Origin of the sequence: Hyunsoonleella ulvae (genome assembly GCF_016827605.1) — a bacterium.
Taxonomy (GTDB): Bacteria; Bacteroidota; Bacteroidia; order Flavobacteriales; family Flavobacteriaceae; genus Jejuia; species Jejuia ulvae.
Genome location: NZ_JAEPJQ010000002.1, coordinates 216420 through 229767 on the forward strand (window position 1 = coordinate 216420; position 13348 = coordinate 229767).

At 37.2% G+C, this 13348-nt stretch carries 9 protein-coding genes; 7 read left to right on the plus strand and 2 right to left on the minus strand.

All coding sequences use genetic code 11. The features are described from left to right. Positions 1-7: 7 nt before the first annotated feature. From JS605_RS06670 to JS605_RS06700, 7 genes are all read left to right on the plus strand, one after another. A complete protein-coding gene (locus JS605_RS06670) occupies positions 8-976 on the plus strand; it encodes a glycoside hydrolase family 130 protein (protein WP_203256923.1) in 969 nt (322 codons plus the stop codon). Between the two features lie 96 nt (positions 977-1072). Beyond that, entirely contained in the window at positions 1073-2047 is a 975-nt protein-coding gene (locus JS605_RS06675; RefSeq protein ID WP_317194131.1) for a carbohydrate-binding family 9-like protein, read from the plus strand. Positions 2048-2055: 8 nt separating this feature from the next. Beyond that, positions 2056-3138, plus strand: coding sequence for a family 10 glycosylhydrolase (locus JS605_RS06680; protein WP_203256925.1), 1083 nt, complete (start codon positions 2056-2058; stop codon positions 3136-3138). A gap of 9 nt (positions 3139-3147) precedes the next feature. Then, positions 3148-5430, plus strand: coding sequence for a GH92 family glycosyl hydrolase (locus tag JS605_RS06685; protein WP_203256926.1), 2283 nt, complete (start codon positions 3148-3150; stop codon positions 5428-5430). An 80-nt stretch (positions 5431-5510) separates the two neighbouring features. Beyond that, a complete protein-coding gene (locus tag JS605_RS06690; protein WP_203256927.1) occupies positions 5511-6485 on the plus strand; it encodes a type I phosphomannose isomerase catalytic subunit in 975 nt (324 codons plus the stop codon). A 4-nt stretch (positions 6486-6489) separates the two neighbouring features. Continuing rightward, complete coding sequence (locus JS605_RS06695) at positions 6490-8832, plus strand: GH92 family glycosyl hydrolase (RefSeq protein ID WP_203256928.1); 2343 nt, start codon at positions 6490-6492, stop codon at positions 8830-8832. A 6-nt stretch (positions 8833-8838) separates the two neighbouring features. After that, positions 8839-11094 (plus strand): GH92 family glycosyl hydrolase, encoded by a 2256-nt coding sequence (locus tag JS605_RS06700; RefSeq protein ID WP_203256929.1) that lies wholly within the window; start codon positions 8839-8841, stop codon positions 11092-11094. A 29-nt stretch (positions 11095-11123) separates the two neighbouring features. Here JS605_RS06700 and JS605_RS06705 read toward each other — a convergent pair whose 3' ends face one another. Continuing rightward, the gene (locus JS605_RS06705; protein WP_203256930.1) at positions 11124-12689 is read right to left on the minus strand and encodes a M81 family metallopeptidase; all 1566 of its coding nucleotides are present in this window, start codon (positions 12687-12689) and stop codon (positions 11124-11126) included. Between the two features lie 15 nt (positions 12690-12704). Next, positions 12705-13346 carry a copper homeostasis protein CutC gene (locus tag JS605_RS06710; protein ID WP_203256931.1) on the minus strand — a complete coding sequence of 214 codons (642 nt, stop codon included), beginning with the start codon at positions 13344-13346 and terminating at the stop codon, positions 12705-12707. Positions 13347-13348 lie beyond the last annotated feature (2 nt).

Below are 13348 nucleotides of genomic sequence, written 5' to 3' on the forward strand. Positions count from 1 at the left end.
TAAAAAAATGAATGCTATTCCTTGGGAAGAAAGACCGTCAGGGTCCAAAGAGGTCGTTTGGCGTTATAGCCAAAACCCGATTATTAATCGTGATGCCATTCCAACATCCAACAGCGTTTTTAATAGTGCCGTAGTGCCGTTTAAAGATGGTTTTGCAGGGGTGTTTAGATGCGATAATAAAGCTGTGCAAATGAACATTTTTGCTGGCTTTAGTGACGATGGCATCAACTGGAAAATTAATGAGAATCCTATAAATTTTGAAGCACACGACAAAGGACAGATACTCGGAGATTACAAATACGACCCCAGAGTGGTATTTTTAGAAGACCGCTACTGGATTACTTGGTGCGAGGGTCACAATGGTCCTACAATAGGTATTGGCTATACCTTCGATTTTAAGGAATTCTTTCAATGTGAAAGTGCCTTTTTACCTTTCAACAGAAATGGGGTATTGTTACCTCAAAAAATAGATGGAAAATATGCTATGATGAGTCGCCCAAGCGATAACGGTCACACCCCTTTTGGAGACATCTATATGAGTTACAGCCCCGATATGAAATACTGGGGAGAACACCGGCACATGATGTCTCCCACCTCTTTTAAAGATAGTGCGTGGCAGTGTACAAAAATTGGCGCAGGCTCAGTCCCTTTTTTAACCAATGAGGGCTGGTTAATGTTTTATCATGGCGTTATAAATACCTGCAACGGCTTTAGGTATGCCATGGGCTCTGCAATTTTAGATACAGACCAACCGCATATCGTAAAGTACAGAACACAACCCTATTTGCTCACACCATCTAAAACCTATGAACAAGTAGGCGATGTACCCAATGTTATTTTTCCATGTGCTTCGTTACAAGATTTAGAAAACGATAAAGTAACCATTTACTACGGAGGTGCAGACACCGTTGTGGCCATAGCATTTGGTTACATAAGTGAAATATTGGCATTTACAAAAAACAATAGCATCATATAAAAAAGAATGAGATTAATAGCATCAATACTTGCTCTTTTGAAAAAAGGCTTATGGAACATAAGTCTTTTTTTTCTTGGGCTACCAATATATAGTTGCGTGCAAAATAATATACCCACTACTCCCAAAACATACATAGCAAATTTTGTTGATGAACCCATAAAAATTGATGGTTTCGGGAATGAAACATCTTGGAAAAACGCTCCATATTCCGATATGTTTATTGATATAGAAGGTATTAAAAAACCAAAGTACAACACACAAGTAAAAATGCTTTGGGATACCCATCATATTTACTTTTTTGTTAAAATGGAAGCCCCTCACGTTTGGGGTAACCTAAAAAAAAGAGATACCATCATTTTTCACAACAATGATTTTGAAATTTTTATTGACCCCGATAACGACAGCCATAATTATTACGAATTTGAATTTAACGCCCTAAACACCGTTTGGGATTTGTTTTTAACAAAACCATACCGTGATGGTGCATTAACGCTCAACGATTGGGATGCCAAGGGTTTAAAATCCGCTGTTTATATTGATGGTACATTAAATAATCCAAATGATACAGACAATGGATGGCGTATTGAAATTGCTATACCACTCAGTGCTTTTAAAACTTCTTATTTTGAAACTATTGATTTATCAGACACCTTTTGGCGCATCAATTTTTCAAGAGTGCATTGGGATTTTCAACTAGACAACGGAACGTACCAAAGAAAAACAAATGAAAAAGGAGAACTTTTGCATGAATACAATTGGGTATGGTCGCCACAAGGCGTTATTGCGATGCATCAACCCGAAACTTGGGGGTATGTTTATTTTTCAAAAGAAAATAAAAGTTTTACCATTCCTAAAGATGAGCACATCAAGTGGTATTTATCCGAATTACATAATGCTTTAAAACGCAAAACTATCACTATTGAAGACGTTAGTCAATCAAGGCAAATTCTGAATAAAACGATAACTCCTCACTACGACAATCATAAAACAGGCTATAATATTTGGGTGGAAAGCCCTTTTTCAAATACAACCATCATTATTAATCAACATGGTAAAATCATGGTAAAATAGTGTTCCATATGAAATCAATATATCAATTACTCATCATCATTTTCATAGTAACAGTATCCTGTTCAAAAGAAAAAAAGGACATCAAAATTACTGAGACTGAAATCACACCACCGTTTAAGTATTGGGCTTGGTATGGTGCTGCGGCTAATGTTGCAGATAGTATTCACATTAAACAATTCAAAAAATATACAAATTCAGGTATCGATGCCGTACTTATTGATACTAGGGCCGATGCCGATTATTTATCTAAAATTGCACCGTTAGCCATTAAGGAAGGTTTGGAAGTACACGCGTGGATGTTTACCATGAACAGACCGGGAGACACCACGGCACTAAAACACCCCGATTGGTATATGGTAAGCCGAAGTGGAAAATCGTGTTTTGACGACCGCCCTTATGTAGACTATTACCAATGGCTATCTCCCAGTCATCCAGAAGCCCGAAAACATATTTGGAGCTTAGTGGAAGGTTTAGCAAAAGTCGAAGGCATTTCCAGCGTACATCTCGATTATATAAGATATCCTGATGTGTATTTACCTGTAGGTTTACTTCCTAAATACAATTTAGTACAAAACGAAGAACTTCCCGATTTTGATTTTGATTATTCAGAAGCCTCGGTTAAAAAATTTGAAAAGCTATTTGGAAAAGACATTACAAAAGCTGAAGTACCAGCCATAGACATAGAATGGAAACAATTCAGGCTTAATGAAATTAAAGCGGTCGTAGATGGCGCTTATGATATAGCCCATAAACACGGTAAAAACCTAACCTCCGCGGTATTTCCCTATCCTGAAATGGCAGACCACATGGTGCGCCAACGTTGGGATAAATGGAATATTGATGCAGTATTACCCATGATTTATAACAATTTTTACAATGAAGGTTTAGATTGGGTAGAATTTGCCACAAAGCAAGGACTTACAGATTTAAAAGCTAAACAAACCCAATTACATACAGGCCTGTATTTACCTGAAATGACTGATGATGAATTGGCAAAAGCCATTGCCATTGTAAAACAATCAGGAGCTTCAGGAGTCGCTTTTTTTGATATTCAAGAATCGCATTTTGCAGTAATTAAAGCGTCGCAATAATACTTATTTATGAATAAGATTTGTATTTACATATTACTATTGATTATCACGTTTTCTTGTAAATCTAAAACAGATGTAAAAGAAAACACCAAACCTCTAGTGGATTATGTGAATCCGTTTATTGGAACCGATGGCCCCGGAAATACATATCCGGGCGCAAGCGAACCCTTTGGTATGGTGCAATTAAGTCCAGATATAGGTATTCCGGGTTGGGATAGGATTGCGGGCTACTTTTATCAAGATTCCATAATCACGGGGTTTTCGCATACGCATTTGTCGGGCACTGGAGCTGGCGATTTATACGATATCCTAGTCATGCCAACCAATAGCAGATTTAATAAGCGTATTGAGGCGAATAATTTCAAACCCTATTCCACGTTCAGTCATCAAAAAGAAAAAGCATTCCCGGGATATTATACAGTCGATTTGTTGGATTATGGCATAAAAGCAGAATTAACAGCCACAAAACGAGTAGGCATCCATCGGTACACCTTTCCCAAAGATGGCGATAGCCAAATACATATCGATTTGGGCTATGCCTTGAACTGGGATAAACCAGCAGAAACTTATATTGAAAAAGTAAACGATACGACGATTCAAGGCTATCGTATGTCCACAGGCTGGGCAAGAAACCAAAAAGTGTATTTTCAAATGCTGTTTTCAAAACCTTTTGATACGCACCACTACTATAAAAACGATACGCTGAAAATTTACCCAATGAAGGGTAATACCAAAATGGTATTGAAATATCAAACCCTAGAAAATGACCAAATCATCATCAAAACAGGATTGTCTTCTACAAGTTGTGAGGCCGCGGCCCATGCCATAAAAATGGAAACCGTTGGTTTTGATTTCGATTATCAACAGGAAAAAACCACATTGGTCTGGGAAAATCAACTTCAAAAGATTAAGATTGAAACCCCAGATGAAGACAAAAAAAGCATCTTTTATACCATGATGTATCAAAACATGCTGACGCCTAATTTGTTTAGCGATTATGGAGGTACCTATAAAACGGCCAATGATGAAAATGGACAACTAAAATCTGGTATAAATCCCATTTCTAAAGCTGAAGGATTTAATAGATATGACACATTCTCCTTATGGGATACCTTTAGGGGCGCACACCCGTTACATACTATTTTACAGCCAAAACTGGTACCCTATTTCATAAAATCTTTGTTGGCACATTATAAAGAAACTGGCGAATTACCTGTTTGGTCCATGCAAGGCAGTGAAACCGATATGATGATTGGTTATCATGCAGTCCCTGTAATTGTTGATGCTTATTTTAAGGGATTTGATTTTGACGCACAACTTGCTTACCAAGCCTGTAAAGAAAGTGCTATGGTTACTGATAGACAGATTAATGTTTACATGCAAAAAGGCTATATACCCGTTGATAAACACCACGAAAATTGGTCGGTTTCAAAAACCATGGAATATGCTTATGATGATTGGTGTATTGCCATGTTTGCACAGTCATTAGGTAAACTTGAAGATTACAACTATTTCATAAGACGCTCTAAAAATTGGCAAAATTTACACAACGAAACCAATTCTTGGATGCAACCTAAAGATGAAAGGGGCAACTTTATCACACCATTTGTTCCCAAGGAGTACAGCCCCTACTTCTGCGAAAGCAATGCCTGGCATTATTACTGGTTTGTACCTCATGATGTGGAAACTTTAATTGCAAAAACAGGTGGCAAAGAACGTTTTGAACAAAAACTAGACTCCATGTTTACCTACTATCCTGAACCTACTGATAAATTACCTTTATTTAGCACAGGCATGATTGGGCAATATGCACATGGCAATGAACCCAGTCATCATGTGGCATACTTATATAATTTTATAGATAAACCATCCAAAGTGCAAAAATATATACGTCAAATTTTAGAAACGCAATACAAAAATGAACCAAATGGACATTGTGGGAATGAAGATTGCGGGCAAATGTCGTCGTGGTATATCTTCAACGCTTTAGGATTTTATCCCGTTAATCCCGCCCAAAATGCCTATGCCTTAGGGTCGCCACTTTTTGATTCTGCTACCATTGTATTGCCAGATAAAAAACAGTTCAAGATTGTAGCAGAAAACAATTCAAAAGATAATATTTATGTGAAATCGATATGGCTTAATGGAGAAACCCTTAATAGGAATTACATTACCCACAAAGAGATTTTGGCAGGCGGTACACTTAAATTTGAAATGAGTAATACTCCAAACTTAAGCAAAGTAGTTGAAAAGCTAAATTCGGCCAAGGTTTATGGTAATTTTCCATATTAATGCATTAAAGTTCCATGTGTAGTCTAATACTTTATAAGTATTTTTACTAAGCAAAACGTTTAACTAACACATATAGATTTATGGATTTATATCCACTAAAATTCACGCCACTTTTTAAATATAGAATATGGGGTGGCGAAAAACTAAAAACAGTATTAAACAAAGATTACAAAGAAACCAACGTTGGCGAATCTTGGGAGATTTCGGGTGTAGAAAACGATGAAACTCTAGTGGTCGATGGGGCCTTAAAAGGTAAAACCCTTGAGCAACTCATCAATACCTTTAAAGGCGATATGGTTGGGAATAATGTGTATCAAAAATTTGGAGATACATTTCCGTTACTTATCAAATTTATTGATGCCAAAACTCCGCTATCCATTCAAGTACACCCAAGTAACGACATAGCAAAAGAACGCCATAATTCCTTCGGAAAAAATGAAATGTGGTATGTTATGGAAGCTGATGATGATGCCGAATTAATTGTTGGTTTTGATAAAGAAATCACGCAAAAAGAATACAAAACGCATTTAGACAACAGCACTATTTTAGAAGTGATGCATCATGAAAATGTAAATCCAGGCGATACGTTTTATATCCCAACAGGAAGAGTGCATGCCATTGGTGCGGGCGTGATGTTGGCAGAAATCCAGCAAACTTCTGATATTACTTATAGAATTTATGATTACGACAGGGTTGATTCAAAAACAGGCTCAAAAAGAGAATTACATAACGATTTAGCTGTTGATGTAATTGATTATGATGTACTTGATTCTTATAAAACATCATACGATTTAAATAAGAATACGTCAAATACACTAGTACATTCGCCATATTTTAAAACCAACATTATAGCTATAGATGGCGAAATGTCTATGGATTACAGCAACATAGATTCTTTTGTAATTTACATCTGCGTGGAAGGTAGCCTGAATATCCATTGCAACGGCACTGATTACAACCTAAAAACAGGAGAAACCATTTTAGTGCCAGCAAGTTTAAACTCCCTTAAACTACAATCTGAAGATGCAAAAGTACTGGAAGTCTATTATCAATAAGATTATGAAAATAAGAACATTATATAGCATTATTGGCTTTGTAGCACTTCTTTCGTGCAACACCAGCACAAAACAAGAAGACACCTGTTATGCCATTGATACGACCACAAATTTGGTGGATTTTGTAAACCCGCTTATGGGTACAGATTCTTCTTTTGAACTATCCAATGGAAATACCTATCCTGCCATTGCAACCCCTTGGGGCATGAATTTTTGGACACCAATGACCTCAAAAATGGGAGATGGATGGACCTATAAATACGACGGAAATAAAATTAGAGGCATAAAGCAGACCCATCAACCAAGCCCTTGGATAAATGATTATGCGGCCTTTTCGTTAATGGCCGTAACCGGCGATTTAAAGTTTCAAGAGGACGAGCGTCAATCTTGGTTTTCGCATAAAGCCGAAACAGTAAAACCACATCATTATTCTGTGTATTTGGCGGATTATGATGTTACTGCAGAAGTGACTCCAACAGAACGGTCAGCTCATTTTAAATTTACCTTTCCAGAGAATCAATCTTATATTTTATTAGACGGATTCTTTAAAGGTTCCATGGTAAAAATCATACCAGAAGAACGAAAAATTATTGGCTACTGTCGAAATAATACTGATGGTGTGCCAGACAATTTTCATAATTATTTTGTAGCCGAATTTGATAAAGACTTTGAACTTACCCATACTTGGAGCGACAACTGGGCACTTCAAGAAAATAGTAAAGAAAGTGAAGGCGAACACGTAGGAGCTATTGTTGGTTTTAAAACAAAACGTGGGGAAACTGTGCATGTAAAGGTAGCGTCCTCTTTCATCAGTTTAGAACAAGCAAAACTTAATCTAGATAGAGAAATTGGAGCCGATAGTTTTGAAACTACAAAAGCTAAAGCCAAAAACGTTTGGGAAAAGGAACTGGGTAGAATTAAAATTGAAGATGATAATATTGATAACATCCGTACCTTTTATTCTTGTCTTTACAGAGTGTTATTGTTCCCAAGGCAATTATATGAAATAGATGCACAAAATCAAACGGTTCATTACAGCCCTTATAATGGCGAAGTGTTACCTGGTTATATGTTTACCGATAATGGATTTTGGGACACGTTTAGAGCGGTGTTTCCCTTTTTCAATTTGATGTATCCAGAACTGAATGCACAAATCATGGAAGGGTTGGCAAACACCTACAAGGAGTCTGGTTGGTTGCCAGAATGGGCAAGTCCAGGACACAGAGATTGTATGGTGGGCTCTAATTCGGCACCCAATATTGCAGATGCCTTTTTAAAAGGTGTTGATATGACGGATACAGGTGTATTACTAGAAGCAATGTTAAAAAACGCCACAACCTCAGAAGGTAGACCTGTTTCATCTGGAGGTAACACCTTAAAATCTGTTGGGCGTGAAGGCATTGAATATTACAACAAATTGGGCTATGTGCCTTATGATGTTGGTATTAAAGAAAATGCGGCCCGAACTTTAGAATATGCCTATGCCGATTTTACCATAGCACAAATGGCTGAAAAATTAGGAAAAGAAGATATAGCTGAGACATTTTATAAACGCTCGCTGAATTACAAAAATCTATTCGACCCAGAAACCCAATGGATGCGAGGTAAAAATGAAGACGGTACGTTTCAAAGTCCGTTTAATCCCCTAAAATGGGGCGATGCCTTTACCGAGGGGAATAGTTTGCATTACACATGGTCGGTTTTTCATGACATCAACGGACTCATGGAACTTATGGGCGGTAAAAAAGCATTTGAAAATAAATTGGACGAGGTATTTAATATGCCTCCAGATTTTGATAATTCGTATTACGGCTTTACCATCCATGAAATTCGCGAAATGCAAATTATGAATATGGGTAACTACGCCCATGGAAATCAGCCCATTCAACATATGATTTATTTGTATAATCATGCGAATGCATCATACAAGGCACAAGAGAAAGTGCGTGAAGTATTAACCAAATTGTATTCTGCTACACCAGACGGTTATTGTGGCGATGAGGATAACGGACAAACCTCGGCATGGTACGTATTTAGTGCTTTAGGGTTTTACCCCGTAACACCAGCAGTAAATGAGTATGTTATTGGTAGTCCGCTCTTTAAAAAGGCAACCGTTCATTTTGAAAATGGAAACACCTTGGTAATATCTGCACCGTCAAACTCAAAAGATAATGTTTACATCAACGGAGCATCCTTAAACGGAGAAGCTCACAATAAAACGTTTTTAAATTTTGAAACGCTAAAAGAAGGAGGCACATTAACCTTTGATATGAGCGCAACCCCTAATAAAGATTGGGCTAGTAATGATAACGCAGTACCTTATTCTTTGAGTCTGATAAAAAAGTAGAACTCTATGGCACATCTTAAATTAATTAATAATCTTTTACTATTACTATTTGTTGTATTAGTAGGTTGTAAAGATGTGCCAAAACAAGATGTAGAGCAAGAGACTGCAACTACATCAAAAGACTTTACGCAATTTGTTAACCCATTTATTGGTACTTCAAATTTTGGAACCACCAATCCTGGCCCTATCGCCGTAAGAGGTATGGCAAACGTATCCCCATTTAATGTCGCCGGTCCAAAAAATTTGCCTTTGGAAAAAGACAGTCGTTGGTTATCCACGCCCTATGTACATGAAAATACTTTTTTAACAGGGTTTAGTCATGTCAATCTCAGCGGTGTGGGGTGTCCAGATTTGGGTGTTATTTTAGCAATGCCAACCACGGGAGATTTGGAGACCAATCACTTAAATTATGGGTCGACATATTCAAAAGAATCGGCCTCTGTTGGGTATTACACCAACACACTTGATAAATATAATATTAAAGTAGAAGCCACAGCAACTACAAGAGTTGGCGTGAGCAAATACCACTTTCCAGCGGGGAAATCCAACATACTTTTAAATTTAGGTTTGGGCTTAACTAACGAAGAAGGTGCAATGGTAAAAGTGGTATCGCCCAATGAAATTGAAGGCATGCGCTCTGTGGGTTCATTTTGCTATTACAAACCCGAAGAAGCATATCCTATCTATTTTGTAGCACGTTTTTCTAAACCTGCTGATGCTTTAGGTGTATGGAAAACCCCAAGAACTTATGATGGCGTAGAAGGGAAATGGATGGGCTATAACGGAAAGCATCGCATCAAAGAAAATTATACTAAAGAAGTCGTTGGGGACAGTATTGGAGCGTATATGCGTTACAATTTTAAAACACCTACAGTGGTTGAAATGAAAATTGGTGTATCCTATGTAAGTATCGAAAACGCCAGGGAGAACTTAGAAAAGGAAACTGCAAACAAAACATTTGATGCTGTTTTAGCTGATACGAAAACAGATTGGAATAATCATTTATCAAGAATTGAAGTTGAAGGCGGTACGGATGACGATAAAACCATTTTTTACACAGCATTATATCACACGTTAATCCATCCCAATACTTTAAACGATAGTAATGGCGAATACCCAAAAATGAAAACTCGAGAAACTTTAAAAACCGATGGCACACGCTATACTACCTTTTCTTTTTGGGATACCTACAGAAATTTACACCAGTTGATGAGTTTGGTATACCCCGAACAACAATCTAATATGGTTAAAAGTATGTTGCAGATTTACGATGAATCTGGCTGGTTACCAAAATGGGAACTTAACGCTACCGAAACCACAACCATGGTAGGCGACCCTGCAGGAATTATTATTGCGGATACATACTTAAAAGGTATTACCGATTTTGATGTTGAAAAGGCTTATGAAGCCATGACCAAAAGTGCAACCCAATTAGAAAACAATGCCTTAAGACCAGGATTAAAAGACTATATTGAAAAAGGCTATCTCACGACAAGTACCGTACATAGTGGTTCTGTTTCTACAACCCAGGAATATAATATTTCAGATTTTGCCATTGCGCAATTGGCTAAGGCCTTGGGTAAACAAGAAGATTATGAATTGTTTTCCAAAAGAGCCATATCCTACAGGAATCTTTACAGTGATGAATTCAAATTATTAAGACCCAAAAACGAAGATGGTAGTTGGTTAACGCCATACAATCCAGAATACGGAGCAAATTTTGTTGAAAACGTTGGCTTTATAGAAGGTAATGCGTGGCAATACACCTTCATGGTATCTCATGATACTAAAGGTTTAATTGAATTAATGGGAAGCGACGATGCTTTTGCTAACCAATTGGAAAATGTATTTTCAAAAAACCAATTTGATATGGCCAATGAACCTGATATTGGTTATCCGTTTTTGTTTAAATACATAAAAGGTAAGGAATACAAAACAGATGCATTGGTACAGCAACTTTTAAACACCTATTTTAAAAACACCCCAGATGGATTACCAGGAAACGACGACACAGGAACCATGAGCGCATGGGCGGTATTTTCAATGATGGGTATTTATCCTGTATCTCCTAGTGAACCTAGCTATGTTGTTTTTCCATCTAAATTTGATAAGGTTACTATTCACTTAAACAAGCCCTACTACAATAAAGAACGACTAATATTATCCAAACTATCCGCAAATAAAGGTTTTGAGGTTATGGTTAATGATAAGGTTTACAATGAGCATTTTATTTCGCATGCTTCGTTGACTGGCAAGGACTAGCCAAAATAATGTTCCGGGTATTAAGTTGTCTAATGTGATTGCTCAATCCACCGCACACTCAAATCAGGATTCTCCATTTCTTTATCCAAAGGAAACATAGGGCGTTTAATGCGCTTGTAGGGTAAACGTTCTATATCTTGGTCTACACCTCCAGGAGTTAGCGCCATTACCCAATCGCCACGCATGTTGTACAACTCTGGAACTAAATAGCCTATTTTAACAACTACAATATCTGTATCTCTGGGGTTTAAATCTAAATCGGTAAAGTCTTTTTCGTAATGATAAGGCTTACGCTTTTTAGTCACAATAACTGATATATTCCCTGTTTTAACCACAACTTCAACTTCGGCATTTTTATCACCTGTTTTAATTGCTGTAACTTCTCCTTCTAATAATACCGGAGATGCATATCTATTATCTACCTCAGCGCCTAAGTAGGCTTTTACCTTACCACCAACACCTACTTTTAATGCCTCCACAATTAATTTTGGTCCAGGAATAGAAGCATATATTAAGGACTTACCACCATCACTTTTAAATTCATCAATATTTAATAGTTCATTCAACGTCCATGTAACGTCCCCTGCTCCACCTGCAGTAGGATTATCTCCCATATCACTCAACATAAATGGTTTTTTATCGCTTTTCATAGCGGTTTCTATAGCTTCTTCAAATGGTAATGTAGGTGCTACAAATTCAAATTCATGGCGTGCATCCCAAAAACTTTGTGCTAACATTTCAGCGGATGCCTTTACGTCTTCTTTACCATCTCCCACTACCATAATAACGGCATGGTTTCTGGGTTCGTCTGCCCACGCATAACCCACCCAAATACCTGCGTCAATAACGCCTTCTTTTAACGTTTGTGGTTCTACTTTAGCATACAAACTTTTTCCTGGTTCTATACGCGTGCTGGTTTTCTCTCCTGGTAATAAAATGGGCACTGGAATCCATGCTTTATATTTTGGTTTACCTTTTCCTGACTTTAACCGCTCTATTAAATTAACTAATGCCCGTTCTTTAGATTCCATAGCATCTTCATGGGGCGCTAATCTGTAACAGGTCATTAAATCTGTTTCTCTAGCTAAGGTTTCAGATACATTACCATGTAAATCCATACAAGTAGAAATGACGCAATCATATCCTACAACTCCTCTAATTTGTTTTATCATATTACCTTCGGGGTCGTCTAATCCTTGTACGCTCATAGCTCCGTGAATATCAAAGAATAGTCCGTCATAAGGCAAATTCTTCTTTAAACTATCTAAAGTTTTCTTCATCAAAGCATCATAGGCTTCTTTTGTAACAATACCTCCTGGTAAGGCATGCCCTTTTACCGCTGGAAAATATTGAGCCTGTTGCCTTAATGTATCTTTTGGCTCTCTTAAAAACGTAAAATATTGAAACACATCTTCTCCATAATACGCATGAAAGGCTTCTTCTGATGTTGTTGCTGGCGAAAATGTACTTGACTCAATTCCCAAACCTGTAATGGCTATTCTTGGAAGATTATCGGTTTCTTTGGTGCCTTTCTTACAACCAACGAAAACAACAAAAACAACAATTAAAACGGTTAGATGTATTAATTTTTTCATGCTCTAATTAGAATTTTATAATGTTCCTACAATTAATTTACCGTGATAGGCTTTGGCTTTAAACACACTATGCGCGTCCTCAAGATTTTGTTTTGTAATACCTCCGCAAGGCATGATTTCAAGATGACTTCCCTGAGCTACTTTCATCATTTGTAAGATTAATTCTTGTCCCTCTTGCCATGTTTGTCCTTTGCCCGAGGTTAATATCGTATCTATGCCTTTAATGTTCATCAATGCCTTAATTGTTTCAACGGGACTATCTACTGCGTCAATAGCTTTATGAATCGTTACTTTCATAGGTTGAGCTAGTTCAACTAGTAATTCAGTTCTTTTTAAATCCATCGTATTATTGTCGGTTGTAATCCCAAAAACAACGCCTTCAATACCTAATGATTTACAAGTTTCTATTGCCTGTTTCATACTTTGAAATTCTTTTTCGGAATAATCAAAATTACCTTCTCTTCGTCTTATAATGACTCTAACTGGAATATTACATTGCGTCGTAACCTCTTTTATCGTTGCGATATCAGGTGTTAGCCCATCTAAATCTAAACGTGCACAAAGTTCAATTCTATCCGCCCCTAGTTTTTCAGCTAGTAGTGCTTGTTGTAATCCCTCAACACAGGCTTCTTTTATGTATTTACTATTCAAATCCATAA